The organism is Dickeya sp. MK7 (assembly GCF_000406305.1).
GTDB classification, from domain to species: domain Bacteria; phylum Pseudomonadota; class Gammaproteobacteria; order Enterobacterales; family Enterobacteriaceae; genus Dickeya; species Dickeya fangzhongdai.
Genome location: NZ_CM001984.1, coordinates 15,483 through 30,414, shown reverse-complemented (window position 1 = coordinate 30,414; position 14,932 = coordinate 15,483). Strand labels below are relative to the sequence as shown.

At 53.6% G+C, this 14,932-nt stretch carries 13 protein-coding genes and 1 rRNA gene; 7 read left to right on the top strand and 7 right to left on the bottom strand.

What is annotated here, in order from left to right; genetic code table 11:
- Positions 1-82: 82 nt before the first annotated feature.
- The 4 genes from glnA to DXXMK7_RS22430 all read left to right on the top strand — a co-directional run bounded on the left by glnA (position 83) and on the right by DXXMK7_RS22430 (position 4,562).
- Positions 83-1,492 (top strand): glutamate--ammonia ligase, encoded by a 1,410-nt coding sequence (gene glnA, locus DXXMK7_RS00275; RefSeq protein WP_038917344.1) that lies wholly within the window; start codon positions 83-85, stop codon positions 1,490-1,492.
- A 204-nt stretch (positions 1,493-1,696) separates the two neighbouring features.
- Complete coding sequence (gene glnL / locus DXXMK7_RS00270) at positions 1,697-2,746, top strand: nitrogen regulation protein NR(II) (protein WP_033568900.1); 1,050 nt, start codon at positions 1,697-1,699, stop codon at positions 2,744-2,746.
- Between the two features lie 8 nt (positions 2,747-2,754).
- The gene (gene glnG / locus DXXMK7_RS00265) at positions 2,755-4,167 is read left to right on the top strand and encodes a nitrogen regulation protein NR(I) (protein ID WP_013315733.1); all 1,413 of its coding nucleotides are present in this window, start codon (positions 2,755-2,757) and stop codon (positions 4,165-4,167) included.
- Between the two features lie 272 nt (positions 4,168-4,439).
- A complete protein-coding gene (locus DXXMK7_RS22430) occupies positions 4,440-4,562 on the top strand; it encodes a YshB family small membrane protein (protein ID WP_022635449.1) in 123 nt (40 codons plus the stop codon).
- Positions 4,563-4,636: 74 nt separating this feature from the next.
- On the opposite strand, the gene hemN is transcribed toward DXXMK7_RS22430, so the two are convergent.
- The gene (gene hemN, locus DXXMK7_RS00260; protein ID WP_038917343.1) at positions 4,637-6,010 is read right to left on the bottom strand and encodes an oxygen-independent coproporphyrinogen III oxidase; all 1,374 of its coding nucleotides are present in this window, start codon (positions 6,008-6,010) and stop codon (positions 4,637-4,639) included.
- A gap of 181 nt (positions 6,011-6,191) precedes the next feature.
- A complete protein-coding gene (gene yihI / locus DXXMK7_RS00255) occupies positions 6,192-6,725 on the bottom strand; it encodes a Der GTPase-activating protein YihI (protein WP_038664149.1) in 534 nt (177 codons plus the stop codon).
- Between the two features lie 224 nt (positions 6,726-6,949).
- On the opposite strand from yihI, the gene yihA reads away from it, so the two are divergent.
- On the top strand, positions 6,950-7,594 hold the full coding sequence (gene yihA / locus DXXMK7_RS00250; protein WP_038917342.1) for a ribosome biogenesis GTP-binding protein YihA/YsxC: 645 nt from the start codon (positions 6,950-6,952) through the stop codon (positions 7,592-7,594).
- Between the two features lie 464 nt (positions 7,595-8,058).
- On the opposite strand, the gene polA is transcribed toward yihA, so the two are convergent.
- The 4 genes from polA to DXXMK7_RS00230 all read right to left on the bottom strand — a co-directional run bounded on the left by polA (position 8,059) and on the right by DXXMK7_RS00230 (position 13,391).
- On the bottom strand, positions 8,059-11,064 hold the full coding sequence (polA, locus tag DXXMK7_RS00245; RefSeq protein ID WP_038917340.1) for a DNA polymerase I: 3,006 nt from the start codon (positions 11,062-11,064) through the stop codon (positions 8,059-8,061).
- Positions 11,065-11,447: 383 nt separating this feature from the next.
- Entirely contained in the window at positions 11,448-12,071 is a 624-nt protein-coding gene (gene dsbA, locus DXXMK7_RS00240; protein WP_038664140.1) for a thiol:disulfide interchange protein DsbA, read from the bottom strand.
- A 22-nt stretch (positions 12,072-12,093) separates the two neighbouring features.
- Positions 12,094-13,080: a serine/threonine protein kinase gene (locus DXXMK7_RS00235; RefSeq protein WP_038917339.1), complete on the bottom strand. Its 987-nt coding sequence runs from the start codon at positions 13,078-13,080 to the stop codon at positions 12,094-12,096.
- Between the two features lie 41 nt (positions 13,081-13,121).
- Positions 13,122-13,391, bottom strand: coding sequence for a YihD family protein (locus tag DXXMK7_RS00230; RefSeq protein ID WP_016942702.1), 270 nt, complete (start codon positions 13,389-13,391; stop codon positions 13,122-13,124).
- Between the two features lie 110 nt (positions 13,392-13,501).
- On the opposite strand from DXXMK7_RS00230, the gene mobA reads away from it, so the two are divergent.
- Both mobA and mobB read left to right on the top strand, forming a co-directional pair.
- Positions 13,502-14,077, top strand: coding sequence for a molybdenum cofactor guanylyltransferase MobA (mobA, locus tag DXXMK7_RS00225; RefSeq protein ID WP_038664134.1), 576 nt, complete (start codon positions 13,502-13,504; stop codon positions 14,075-14,077).
- Positions 14,070-14,597 carry a molybdopterin-guanine dinucleotide biosynthesis protein MobB gene (gene mobB / locus DXXMK7_RS00220; protein WP_038917338.1) on the top strand — a complete coding sequence of 176 codons (528 nt, stop codon included), beginning with the start codon at positions 14,070-14,072 and terminating at the stop codon, positions 14,595-14,597. The genes mobA and mobB overlap by 8 nt, the downstream gene beginning before the upstream one ends.
- Positions 14,598-14,778: 181 nt before the next feature.
- Here mobB and rrf read toward each other — a convergent pair.
- Positions 14,779-14,894: ribosomal RNA gene (rrf, locus tag DXXMK7_RS00215) — 5S ribosomal RNA — on the bottom strand.
- Between the last annotated feature and the right edge of the window lie 38 nt (positions 14,895-14,932).

Below are 14,932 nucleotides of genomic sequence, written 5' to 3'. Positions count from 1 at the left end.
TATAACCCCTGTACGGTAACAACATCATTCCACAACGATATTCGTTCCACGACGATAAATGACACAATCGGGAGAACCAAGTATGTCAGTAGAACACGTTTTGACGATGCTGAATGAACATGAGGTGAAGTTTGTTGACCTTCGCTTCACGGACACCAAAGGTAAAGAACAGCACGTCACCATTCCGGCCCACCAGGTTGATGCTGACTTCTTCGAAGACGGCAAAATGTTTGATGGTTCCTCGATTGGCGGCTGGAAAGGCATCAACGAATCCGACATGGTGTTAATGCCGGACGCGACTACTGCGGTTCTGGATCCGTTCTTCGAAGAACCGACCCTGATCATCCGTTGTGACATTCTGGAACCGGGCACCATGCAGGGCTACGACCGCGACCCGCGCTCCATCGCCAAGCGCGCAGAAGACTTCCTGCGTTCTTCCGGCATCGCCGACACCGTACTGTTCGGGCCTGAGCCGGAATTCTTCCTGTTTGACGACGTTCGTTTCGGCAGCAGCATCTCCGGTTCTCATGTTGCTATCGACGACATCGAAGGCGCCTGGAACTCCAGCACCAAATACGAAGGCGGCAACAAAGGCCACCGTCCGGCAGTAAAAGGCGGTTACTTCCCGGTTCCGCCGGTAGATTCTGCGCAGGATCTGCGCTCCGCCATGTGTCTGACCATGGAGCAGATGGGTCTGGTGGTTGAAGCTCATCACCACGAAGTGGCAACCGCTGGTCAGAACGAAGTGGCAACCCGCTTCAACACCATGACCAAGAAAGCCGACGAAATCCAGATCTACAAATATGTCGTGCACAACGTGGCGCACGCCTTCGGCAAAACCGCAACCTTCATGCCGAAACCGATGTTCGGCGATAACGGTTCCGGTATGCACTGCCACATGTCTCTGGCCAAAGACGGCGCCAACCTGTTCTCCGGCGACAAATACGGCGGCCTGTCCGAAACCGCGCTGTACTACATCGGCGGTGTGATCAAACACGCTAAAGCCATCAACGCGCTGTCCAACCCGACCACCAACTCCTACAAGCGTCTGGTTCCGGGTTACGAAGCGCCGGTTATGCTGGCCTACTCTGCCCGTAACCGCTCGGCGTCTATCCGTATCCCGGTGGTGTCCAGCCCGAAAGCACGCCGTATCGAAGTGCGCTTCCCGGACCCGGCCGCCAACCCGTACCTGTGCTTCGCCGCACTGCTGATGGCCGGCCTGGACGGCATCATCAACAAGATTCACCCGGGCGATGCCATGGACAAGAACCTGTACGATCTGCCGCCGGAAGAAGCGAAAGAGATCCCGACCGTAGCCGGCTCTCTGGAAGAAGCGCTGAATGCCCTGAATGCAGACCGCGAGTTCCTGACCCGTGGCGGCGTATTCACCGACGACGCGATCGATGCTTACATCGAACTGCGTATCGCTGAAAACGACCGTGTTCGCATGACGCCGCACCCGGTTGAGTTCGAACTGTACTACAGCGTGTAATACCTGCGCTTGGACGGCAGGACGAAGAAAATGATGTTCACATTGCCGTCCGATAACCGTTTTCTGTTTATGTTTATTTTTGTTGCCGTGGAAACTTTTCAGCCCATCTTCGGATGGGCTTTTTTCTCCACAAGACATCTTACAGTTGCTACTTAAACTACAATCCAGAATAGTGTGCACTAAAATGGTGCGGGAGTCTGCGTTATGGCAACAGGCACGCTGCCCGATGCTGGGCAGATCCTAAATTCTTTAATAAACAGCATCTTATTGCTTGATAAAGATCTGGCTATTCACTACTCCAACCCAGCGGCGCAACAACTTCTGGCCCAAAGCTCACGCAAACTGTCTGGAACGCCACTGCCGGAGCTGCTCGGTTACTTTTCGTTGAATCTCGACCTGATGCGGGAAAGTCTCGACTCAGGGCAAGGCTTTACCGATAACGAAGTCACCATCGTGGTGGATGGCCGGGCGCATATCATGTCGCTGACGGCACAGCGCATTCAGCACGATTTTATCCTGCTGGAAATGGCGCCGATGGACAACCAGCGCCGTCTCAGCCAGGAACAACTGCAACACGCCCAGCAACAAGCAGCGCGCGACCTGGTGCGCGGTCTGGCGCATGAAATCAAGAACCCGCTCGGCGGTTTGCGCGGCGCGGCGCAGTTACTGTCCAAAGCGCTGCCGGACCCGGCGCTGATGGAATACACCAAGGTCATTATCGAACAGGCCGATCGCCTGCGTAATCTGGTTGACCGTCTACTTGGCCCGCAACAGCCCGGCCTGCACGTCACGCAAAGCATTCATCAGGTGGCCGAACGGGTATTCCAGTTGGTATCGATGGAAAAAGCGGACAACGTGACGCTGGTGCGTGACTACGACCCCAGCTTGCCGGAACTGATGCACGACCCGGACCAGATAGAACAGGTACTGCTGAACATTACCCGCAATGCCATGCAGGCGCTGGGGGAAGAAGGCGGCACCATCACCATCCGCACCCGCACCGCGTTTCAGTTGACGCTGCATGGCGTGCGTTACCGTCTGGTCGCCCGTATCGATATTGAAGACGATGGTCCCGGCGTGCCTGCTCATCTGCAGGATACGCTGTTCTATCCCATGGTGAGCGGCCGCGAAGGCGGCACCGGGCTGGGCTTGTCGATTGCCCGCAACCTTATCGATCAACATTCCGGAAAAATTGAATTTAACAGTTGGCCAGGTCATACCGAATTCTCGGTTTATCTGCCCATTCGCCAGTGAGGTTCACGATGCAACGAGGGATAGTCTGGATTGTCGATGACGATAGCTCCATCCGTTGGGTGCTTGAACGTGCGCTTACCGGGGCGGGCTTAACCTGCGCAACCTTTGACAACGGCACTCAGGCGTTAAATGCGCTGACCACCCAAACACCGGATGTACTGCTGTCGGATATCCGCATGCCCGGCATGGACGGATTGGCGTTGCTGCAACAGATTAAACAGCGCCACCCGATGCTGCCGGTCATCATCATGACTGCCCATTCCGATTTGGACGCAGCGGTCAGCGCCTATCAACAAGGGGCGTTCGATTATCTGCCCAAGCCGTTTGATATCGACGAAGCGGTGGCGCTGGTTGAGCGCGCCATCAGCCATTACATGGAACAGCAACAACCGGTGCGCAGTCAGCCGATTAGCGGGCCGACCACCGACATCATCGGCGAAGCGCCGGCCATGCAGGACGTGTTCAGGATTATCGGCCGGCTTTCCCGTTCATCGATCAGCGTGCTGATCAATGGCGAATCCGGCACCGGTAAAGAACTGGTCGCTCATGCGCTACACCGCCATAGTCCACGCGCCAAAGCGCCGTTTATCGCGCTGAACATGGCGGCCATTCCCAAGGATCTGATCGAATCGGAATTGTTCGGCCATGAGAAAGGCGCATTTACCGGCGCCAATCAGATTCGGCAAGGCCGTTTCGAACAGGCTGACGGCGGCACGCTGTTTCTCGATGAAATCGGCGATATGCCGCTGGATGTGCAAACCCGCCTGCTGCGCGTGCTGGCCGATGGTCAGTTCTATCGCGTCGGCGGCTATGCGGCAGTGAAGGTGGACGTGCGTATCATCGCCGCCACTCATCAGAATCTGGAATTACGGGTTCAGGAAGGCAAATTCCGCGAAGACCTGTTCCACCGTCTGAACGTAATTCGCGTCCATTTGCCGCCGCTGCGCGAGCGCCGGGAAGATATTCCGCGTCTGGCGCGCTACTTCCTGCAGGCGACCGCCAGGGAGCTGGGTGTGGAGCCGAAAAATCTGCATCCGGAAACCGAAGCGGCGCTCACCCGTCTGCCCTGGCCGGGCAACGTGCGTCAGCTGGAAAATACCTGCCGCTGGCTGACCGTAATGGCCGCCGGACAGGAAGTCCTGATTCAGGATCTGCCGCCGGAACTGTTTGAAACCACCGCGCCGGACGCCACCGTGCATGTCATGCCCGACAGCTGGGCTACGCTGCTGGCGCAATGGGCCGATCGGGCGCTGCGTTCCGGTCATCAAAACCTGCTGGCCGAGGCGCAACCGGAAATGGAACGCACGCTGCTGACAACGGCATTGCGCCACACGCAGGGGCACAAACAGGAAGCGGCAAGGCTGCTCGGCTGGGGGAGAAATACCCTGACGCGCAAACTCAAGGAACTGGGCATGGAGTAACGGCGATTTGCCGTTTTTATCCGTCGCCGGCCATCGCCTGATAGTGGCGATAAAAAGTACAATATGACGTACAAATTCGCCACTATACCCAAAATAATTCAACACGCTCACGCGCTGAACACAGCGCGCTGCGGCCCCGCAGGAATAAGACCCATTTATGGGCCGGGTAAGAAAGCCAACGCACCTGCAACTTGAAGAATAACGAGTATATTTTGTACTTTACTTGCGCCGCGCCAGCAGTATGATCGTGTCGCTGACTGGAGAGGGTAACCATGCTGGAATCCATTTTTTCTGCCGTGACGCACGGCGCTGAAATCAGCAGTGCGGTGGGTCACTCATCGCAAACTGCGATTGCAGCCGTGTTGTGCGCGGCACTGATCAATTTCTTCAGCTAAATCATTGCTGACAAGAAACAGGAAAACAGCCAGTCATATCGACTGGCTGTTTTCTTTTATCATTCCAGATCGGCTCAGATAACCCGAGAGAACTGACGTTCACGCATCTTGCTGCGCAGATACACGTCAAAACACATGCAGATATTGCGGATCAACAGACGCCCTTTGGGCGTCACCTGAATACGATCCGGCAGAATATCCACCAGCCCGTCCTGCGCCATCGGCGCCAGCAACGCCAGGTCCTCGCGGAAATATTCGCCAAACGACAGATCATACGCCCGCTCAATCGCGGTGAACTCCAGTTGAAAATGACAGATCAGCGCCTTGATTACGTCACGGCGCAGACAATCATCACGGGTCAGGGCTAAACCGCGCCACAATGCGTGACCATGCTGTTCGACGTCAGCGTAGTACAGCTTCAGTTCTTTCTGGTTCTGGGCGTAGCTGTCGCCAATCATGCTGATGGCGGATACCCCCAGCCCCAATAAATCGGTATCGCCCTGGGTGGTGTACCCCTGGAAATTGCGATGCAGTTTTCCTTCGCGTTGCGCCACCGCCAGCTCGTCATCCGGCCGGGCGAAATGATCCATCCCGATGAACTGATAGCCCGCCGCAGTCAGGCTTTGAATGGTCTGCTGCAAGATCGCCAGCTTTTGCTCCGCATCCGGCAGATCGGCCTCTTTTATCTTGCGCTGGGCGGCAAACAGACTGGGTAAATGCGCATAGTTGAATACGCTAAGGCGGTCCGGCCGCAGCTCCGCCACCCGCTGCAGGGTAAAGGCAAAGCTGTCCGGCGTCTGTTTTGGCAAACCGTAGATCAGGTCGATGTTGGTGGAGGCGAACCCCAGCGCTTTGGCCCGCTCGATCAGCGCAAAAATAAAGGCTTCATCCTGCTCGCGATTGACCAGGCGCTGCACCTCTTTATTGAAGTCCTGCACCCCCATACTGAGGCGATTGAACCCTTCGGCACGTAAATGATCGAGCACATCCAGTTCGATTTCCCGCGGGTCCACTTCCAGCGACATCTCGGCCTGTTCGGCAAAGCGGAAATGCTGGCGCAGCAGCCCCATCAGGCGGCTAATCTGTGTTTTGTTCAGAAAGGTCGGTGTTCCGCCGCCCCAATGCATCTGAGTGACAACGCGGCCGGCAAACAAGGGCGCGCGCTGACGGATTTCCAGCGCCAGCCGGTCAAGATACTCATCCGCCTTGTGCAACTGACGAGTCACCAGCTTATTGCAGCCGCAGAAGTAGCACAAACGGTGACAGAACGGGATATGCAGGTACAGCGACAGCGGCCGGTTAGGGTAACGGGCTACCGCCTGAGCAAACGCGGCGTTGTCGTAACTGTCGCTGAATTCCAGCGCGGTAGGATAGGAGGTGTAGCGCGGTCCCGAATAATTGTATTTCTGGATCAGGGATAAATCCCAGTCTATGGTTTGTTCGGGCATGCTGCTCACTCCTTCCGGTAACCGGTCCTCGCCGCACGGCGCGGGGGCAGCCGACGCTGCCCCGACAATACGGCACGCTGTAATCTGTCTTTCCGTTTCGACAGGCACCACAGTTTAACCAACAGACCGCCCAAAAAACACAGAACCAGTAAGGTTATGAGCAGAAACAGCGCTTTCAGCATCAATAGCCGTCTTTCGGATTATTGCGACGGAGCAGTTGCAGCATATCCTCTTCCTGCTCTTCGTCTTCCTCGTCGTCATCCAGACTGATGCCCAATTGCTCCATCAGAATATCGATACGATCCAACGTCTCATCCAGCCAGGACTGTTCTTTGGCCGGCAGCGTTTCGCCTTTCTCCAGTCTGTCCAGCAATTCATCAAGGCGCGGATCATTTTCCAGCATTTCCAGCTCTTCCTGCGGCGACAGGCGAGCGGGTTTCTCTTTCGCCGCCACCGGCGCTTTCACCGCTACGGCCGCACCTTCCGGCAGCAACGACACCGGTTTTTTGCTGCCAATGCGCGGGTCTTTCAGCTTGTCGGAAGCGGAGTTTTGCTGGCGGTCGCCGGACGGCTGGGTACGGCTTCCCGCAACATGACCACGGTGCTTTTTCTGACGTTTGCGTTCGCGAGCTTCCAGATCCAACTGCTCACGGCTTTTTCTTTTGATCTTCGGTGCGGGAGCTTTGCGTCCCGCCCCTTTTGATGGTTGTTTCATAGCGTCAATCTCGGGTTCAGATGAGCGGATATAAGGAGAATTGCGGCGGAATCTAGCAGAAAGCATACCAATAAAAAAGTGCTCCAAGAGCTGTGTGCTGGTTTTATTTTTTTCAGTCTGTTAAGACGGTAACACCGCGACAAAAACAGATAAACGCCGCCTTTCTTATCGGTTGCAGGTATAATCAGCCACATAAAACCGTGATCCAGACAGAGACGCAAACTGTGACCCAACAATACAACTACCATGTGACCCATTTCGTCACCAGCGCGCCGGACATTCGTCATCTTCCTGCCGACAGCGGTATTGAAGTCGCTTTTGCCGGCCGCTCTAACGCGGGCAAATCCAGCGCGCTCAATACGCTGACCAACCAGAAAAGTCTGGCCCGCACCAGTAAGACACCGGGTCGGACCCAGCTTATCAACCTGTTTGAAGTAGCCGATGGCGTACGTCTGGTCGACTTGCCTGGTTATGGTTACGCCGAAGTGCCGGAAGAGATGAAACGCAAATGGCAGCGTGCCCTTGGCGAATACCTGCAAAAACGTAACTGCCTGAAAGGGCTGGTGGTACTGATGGATATCCGTCACCCGCTTAAGGACCTGGACCAGCAGATGCTGGAGTGGGCCGTTAATGTCGGCTTACCGGTACTGGTACTGCTGACCAAAGCCGACAAGCTGGCTCAGGGTGCCCGCAAATCCCAGTTGAACATGGTGCGGGAAGCAGTGTTGCCGTTCATGGGGGATATTCAGGTTGAAGCGTTTTCTTCGCTGAAAAAAACCGGTGTAGATAAATTACGTCAGAAATTAGATAGCTGGTTTAGTACGTTACCATCAGCAGAGTTGCAATCTCAGCCAGAATCCGACCAGTAATACACCGGCCAATCCTTCCCAACAGAATCGCTATCCCGATGACTACCGGCTGAGTGTTCCGCCGGTAACATAGGTTTTTGTTATCCAGCTCATCCGCCATTCAGACAATAAAAAACGCCCCGGTCAGAAACCTGACCGGGGCGGCTAACATTCAGCCAAATCCGATTACGTGAAGTAAAAGGTCTGAAAGATAGAACATCTTACCTCTGTACCCTACGCGTTTAACTCTACCCCATTTCCTTTCTGGAAAAAAGGTTTTTTTGTTGTTTAATTTCATAAAAATCGGTGATGAATTAAACAAACTCAAACCGGGTCACACAATCCTGTAGTTTAATTACAGGATTGCTTAGGATTCAGCTGAAAAAACCAACAGAAAAAAGAAAGGCGATATTTCTTATGGCATTCATGGCAAAAATCCGCATAACACCCAGAATCATTCAGACCCGCTTCTTTCACCAGACAGCTTAATGGGCCTGATCCCAGTTGCTGCCGGTGCCGATATCCACCTGTAAAGGCACGTCCAGCTGCATGCAGCCTTCCATCAGATTGCGTATTTTCGCGCTGGCTTCGTCCAATACGGAGTGGTGCACTTCAAACACCAGTTCATCGTGTACCTGCATCAGCATCGTCACCAACGGTTTTTCCTGTTGCAGCCAGGCATCAATGGCGATCATCGCTTTCTTGATGATATCCGCCGCTGTGCCCTGCATCGGCGCGTTAATAGCCGCCCGCTCCGCCGCCTTGCGGCTATTGGCGTTGCGGGAATGAATATCCGGCAAATAGAGACGACGGCCATCCAGCGTGGAGACATATCCTTGATCCGCCGCCTGCTGGCGAGTGCGCTCCATGTACTCCTGCACGCCCGGGTAACGCTCAAAATAGAGGTTCATATATTTTTGAGCTTCGTTACGCGGAATAGCCAACTGGCGGGACAAACCAAATGCGCTCATGCCGTAAATCAAACCAAAGTTGATGGCTTTGGCGCTACGGCGCTGTTCAGTGGTCACCCTGTCGAGCGGCAGACCGAATACTTCGGCAGCCGTGGCGCGGTGAATATCCAGACCTTGGGAAAACGCCCTCAGCAATCCGGCGTCCCGTGACAGATGCGCCATGATGCGTAATTCAATCTGCGAGTAGTCCGCCGCCAGAATGCAGTATCCTTCCTGTGCAATAAACGCCTGACGGATACGCCGCCCTTCTTCATTACGCACCGGAATGTTCTGCAGATTGGGGTCGCTGGAGGAAAGACGCCCGGTTGCCGTTACCGCCTGATGGTAAGAGGTGTGCACCCGCTTGGTCAGCGGATTGATCATCTGCGGCAATTTATCCGTGTAAGTGGATTTCAGTTTCGCCAGTCCGCGATACTCCAGAATCAACTTCGGCAGCGGATAATTCAGCGCCAGTTCGGCCAGCACTTCTTCATTGGTGGAAGGCGCGCCCTTCGGGGTTTTCTTGATAACCGGCAACTGCTGTTTTTCGTACAGAATGGTCCCTAACTGTTTGGTGGAAGACAAATTGAAGACTTCCCCCGCCAGTTCATGCGCCTGCACTTCCAACTCCGCCAGACGTTGTGTCAGCTCCCGCGAATGCTCCGCCAGAATAGCGGTATCGATCAGCACCCCGGTGCGCTCCATGCGCGACAACACCGGCACCAGCGGCATATCGATATTCAGGAACACCTTGCGCAGTTCCTGCTGCGGCTCCAGTTTCGCCCATAACGTCTCATGCAAACGCAGCGTCACATCGGCATCTTCAGCCGCGTAGACAGATGCCTGCTCCAGTGGAATCTGATTGAACGTCAGCTGTTTTTTGCCCTTACCGGCAATCTCTTCGAACGTAATGGTCTTATGCTGCAAATAACGCTCTGACAGGCTGTCCATGTCATGGCGTCCAGCCACACTGTCAATCACATAGGATTCCAGCATGGTATCGAAAGCAATGCCGCGCAGATCGATACCGTAACGAGCCATCACGCCTTTATCGAATTTCAGGTTTTGCCCAATCTTGCGAATGCTGTCATCTTCCAGCAGCGGTTTCAGTTGCGCCAGCACCCAATCGAGGTCCAGTTGTTCAGGTACATTTTCAGTGCATGTGTTCGGTGCGCTCATCGCAGGCGATACAGTACTGTTGTAAACGTTGCAGGAGTATATTCTCTGTGCAATTCCGTTCGGAAGTGTCTCCTCCGTCTGCGTACTCGGTGCACTCATCGCTGGCGATACAGTACTGTTATAGACGTTGCAGGAGTATACCCTCTGTGCAATTCCGCTCGGGGGGGCTTCTTTTGCGTACTCACCATTCAAATCATCATGACCTAATGGCAGGTAAGCCGCCTCACCCGGCTTGATCGCCAGTGAAATCCCAACCAGATTAGCTGTAAGGGTATCAAGACCATCGGTTTCAGTATCGAATGAGAACAGACCAGCGGCTTTGATTCGTGTAATCCAGTCCTGAAATGTCTGTTCATCCAGAATGGTGACATAACCGTCCTGAGACAGCACGCTGGCCGCTTCTTTCGGCTCGTCCTCCACCGTCGCCTTGACGAATGGCACGGCCGGTGGATTCTTTTTGTTGCCGCCTTGCAACCACTGCCCGGCTTCCACATCCACCAGCCAGCGTTTGAACTCATAACGGGTGAACAGTTCGCGCAGTTCCGCCACATCCGGCTCATTCACCGTCAGTTGTTCACACCCCTGCTCCAGTTCAACATCCGTTTTGATCGTAGCCAACTGGTAGGAAAGGTAAGCCACCTCTTTATTCTGTTCCAGCTTGGCAGCCATGGTTTTGGCGCCCCTGAAGGTCAGGCCGGCAATTTTATCCAGATCGGCATACAGGGTATCCAGCCCCCCCAGCCCCTGCAGTAATGCCTGTGCGGTTTTTTCACCCACGCCCGGCACACCAGGAATGTTGTCGGAGGAATCCCCCATCAGAGCCAGAAAATCAATGATCAGCGACGGCGGAATACCGTATTTGGCGCATACCTCATCCGGCCCCAAAATAGTGTTGTTCATGGTGTTGATCAGCGTGATATTCGGCGTCACCAACTGCGCCATATCCTTATCGCCGGTGCTGATCAGAACAGGTTTACCCGCACGTTCCGCCTGCTGCGCCAACGTTCCAATCACATCATCCGCTTCTACGCCGGAAATGGAGAGCAACGGCAATCCCATCGCTTTTACCATGCGGTGCAACGGTTCAATCTGAGCGCGCAGATCATCCGGCATCGGCGGCCGATGAGATTTGTAGTGCTCAAACAAATCATCACGAAACGTCTTACCCTTCGCGTCAAACACCACCGCGACATGACTGGGATGGTATTGCTGCAGCAAACTGCGCAACATGTTGAGCACACCATACATCGCGCCGGTCGGTTCGCCGGCACTGTTGGTCAGTGGGGGGAAGGCATGATAGGCGCGGTAAAGGTACGATGAACCGTCAACCAGAATGAGGGGATTATCTGCTATTTGAACCATGATATTTCGCGATCGTTGTTTTCTGACATGAAGTTAAGGATGCCATAGCTGGCAGTCAGAGACGAATATTAACGCTCGCTCATTACGCTTTTTGCACAATGCCTCGCAAAAAAACCTGTGGATAACTTTGTGCATAGAAATTGAAAGATAATTAACAGAGATACCGATAGAAGTGGAATGTATATGTAATTCATTGTTAATCATTGCGTTAGAAGAAAAACATTGACATTGCAGTTATATCAAGGCGTTGTTATTGATGTGGATATATATGAAATCAAAATGTTTGCCGGTAAGTAGAATTGTCCAGACATTACCATTAGCGCCGCAACAAAAACAAACGCCACACGCGGTAAGGCGTGTGGCGCATAGAAAAAGCAGAAAGCTTATTTCTGAGAGAGCAGGAATTTCACTACATCAGCATATTGTTTGACGTAGTTGTCCATAGAGCTGGTATCAAGCCCATCGCTTTTTATCATGTACTTGCCGTTCACGAACACGGCCGGAACACCCCGCAGCTGCAGGTCGGCAGCAGCTTTCTCCTGCTGCGCAACCAGCGACTTCACCACAAAGCTATTCAGGGCGCTGTCATAATCTTCAGCTTTTACGCCCGCAGCCACAAAGACCTGACGAATGTCTTGCGGTTGTTTCACGGTCTGGGTCTTCTGAACAGCATCAAACATCAACGGGCTGACTTTATCTTCCACACCCAGAGCGATCGCCACCGCCCAGGCCTGGGTCAGATCTTTGCCCAACGGCCCCAGGAAATCGACATGATATTTGGTTAACTTGGCATCGGCCGGCAGCGCTTTCTGAATGGCGTCAGGAATGTGGTAAACCTGAGCGAACTGGTAACAATGCGGGCAATAGAATGAAAAGAATTCCAGCACCTGAGGGGATTGAGGAACCGGTTTATCCAGCGTGGCATACTGTTTGCCATCGGAAAAATCAGCTGCTGACGCACTGAACGCCAACACCATGCCAGCCAGCGCAAGCCATATTTTCTTCATATCAACGTTATCTCCATAAGTGTCAGTACATCGGTGTCAGCTGCAGCGGTGGTTCCTGCAACAGCCTTACCTGTTCAGTAAAAATAGTGGCCTGCTTTGCCCAGAAATCAGCTTCCTGCATCCATGGAAAACTACGAGGAAAAGCAGGGTCATGCCAACGGCGGGCTACCCAGGCCAGATAGTGAACCATACGCATGGCGCGTAGCGGTTCAATCAATGCCAGTTCCGCTTCATCAAAAGAGGCGAACTCACTGTAGGCATCCAGCAAAATATCCAGCTGGATGCGCTGCTCCTGACGATCTCCATGCAACAGCATCCAGAGATCCTGTACCGCTGGGCCATTACGCGCATCGTCCAGATCGACAAACAATGGGCCGTCACGCCAGAGAATGTTACCAGGGTGACAGTCGCCGTGCAGGCGCCTGGCTTGCCAGTTCGTATTCCAGTGCAGTTTCACTTCATCAATCAGCCGGGCTGTCGCCGTTAGAAACGACGCTTTTTGCGCGTCAGAAATCAGGGGACTGTCAGTTAACGTGACCAGCGGGTCATCAAGGTATTCCTGCAACCCGACAGTAGGGCGAGTTGAAAACAGATTTCGGCTACCGGTCTGATGAATTCTACCCAAATAACGCCCAACCTCTTCCAGTTGGTCGTCATTGTCCATTTCATACTGACGCCCGCCAACGCTTGGAAACACGGCAAACCAGAAACCATCATGCTCATGCAACGTGTTGCCCTGTAAGGCCAGCGGCGCCACCACCGGCACTTCATCAGCGAACAACTCGGCCGCAAAATGATGCTCTTCGCTAATCTGAGCAGCATTCCAGCGCTGTGGTCGATAAAACTTCACCACATAACGTTTACGGTCTTCATCACTAAACTGATAAACCCGATTTTCATAACTATTAAGCGCTGTCAGGCCGGAATCGACACGGATATCCACAGACCAGAGTGCATCCATGATGACATCCGGCGACAGAGTATGAAAATTGAATACGGAATCATGCATGACGGGCACAGCTCCATCGCATCGGGCTATGAGTGAAGCCGCTAATCCTTGATAACGCCACGGGCACGCAGTAATGCGGTTTTGAAATCTTCTTCATAATCTTTCTGCAAGCCAGGAATCGGCTGTGCGCTATCTGCGTCACGCAATTTTAAATGATAAATAAGGATATCATCAGTCAAATCACTAAGCGCCCCCTCGAACCCGGCTTCCTGTGCAAGTTTTTGTAAAAATTGCACCAAATTCAAATCCGGCTCTTTTTGCCAGGCCGGATGCAGCAGCTCAATCAATTCATTTACACGATGGCATTTCATTATCACTACCTCAAATATTAATGACTGTTTATCTAGTATGGGGAAAGGGCTTGGCCTTGCGCCATACTTTTCCGACAATAACGCATCAAATCATTATGGATGCCAATACGATGATAACAGGTGTGATTCTGGCTGGCGGCCAGTCATCCCGCATGGGAGGAAACGATAAGGGGTTAATTGAACTGGAGGGCAAGCCGCTCTATCAGCACGTTCTTGAGCGTCTGAAGCCGCAGGTCGATACCCTGCTTATCAACGCCAATCGTCATCAGGAGCGTTATCAGCAAAGCGGTTATCCGGTGATCGGTGATATTAACCGTAACTTTTCTGGTCCGCTGGCTGGTATTTTCACCGGGTTAAGCATCGCCAAAACAGACTGGGTCGTGTTTGTTCCCTGCGATGTTCCCGCGTTGCCTCTTGACCTGGTTTCCCGGTTGCTGCGGTTCAGTAATCATCACCTTGCCGCTTATGCCACGGATGGGTCTCGCGAGCATCCGACATTATTGGCGATCCACACTTCGCAGGTCGATAAACTGAAGGCTTATCTGAGTAACGGCGATCGAAAATTGATGCTTTTTCTGCAGCAGATAGAGGCAGAAGCCGTCTCTTTTGCGGATCAACCGTTATCATTTCGTAATCTCAATACGCCAGAGGATCTGGCTCGCTGGCAGGAGCCGCTCCATGACTGATATACCGCTTCTGGCTATTGCTGCTCACAGTGGTACAGGCAAAACCACCTTACTAAAGCAGCTCATTCCATTGCTGAATGCGATGAAGATTCGGGTGGGTATCATCAAACACACGCACCACGATATGGACGTCGATAAACCGGGTAAGGACAGCTATGAACTGCGCAAGGCCGGTGCTGACCAGACGCTGGTTGCCAGCAATACTCGCTGGGCATTGATGACTGAAACACCGGAGCAGCAGGAACCCAATCTGCACTTCCTGGCCAGCAGAATGGACAGCTCAAAGCTGGATTTGATTCTGGTAGAAGGCTTCAAACACGAACCGATCGATAAGATCCTGCTTTACCGTCACGAATCTGGGCGTGATATCGCCACGCTGATCGATGCCGACACGCTGGCCGTGGCCAGTGATTCCGCATTAACGCTTGCCCTGCCGTGTCTGGATCTCAACCAGCCGGTACAGATCGCCGCGTTTATCCGTGACTGGCTGCGAAGGCGAATCGGGACAACCGGAGACTGAGTACGTGTTGAGGAAGTATTTTATCCGCCGGCAGGCACAAAAAGGGACAGGGTACACCGAGGAAGCATCGCGTAACGCCGGGAGACCGGGCCGCCGGTCATCTCCGCCCTGGCACTCGGTTCTGCCACCGCGCCCCCCAAAGCAAAAAACCCCCGGCATAACCGGGGGTTCCTTATGTGATGCCTGGCAGTTCCCTACTCTCGCATGGGGAGACCCCACACTACCATCGGCGCTACGGCGTTTCACTTCTGAGTTCGGCATGGGGTCAGGTGGGACCACCGCGCTCTCGCCGCCAGGCAAATTCTTTTCATTCCAACCGTCATGCCCACGCTACC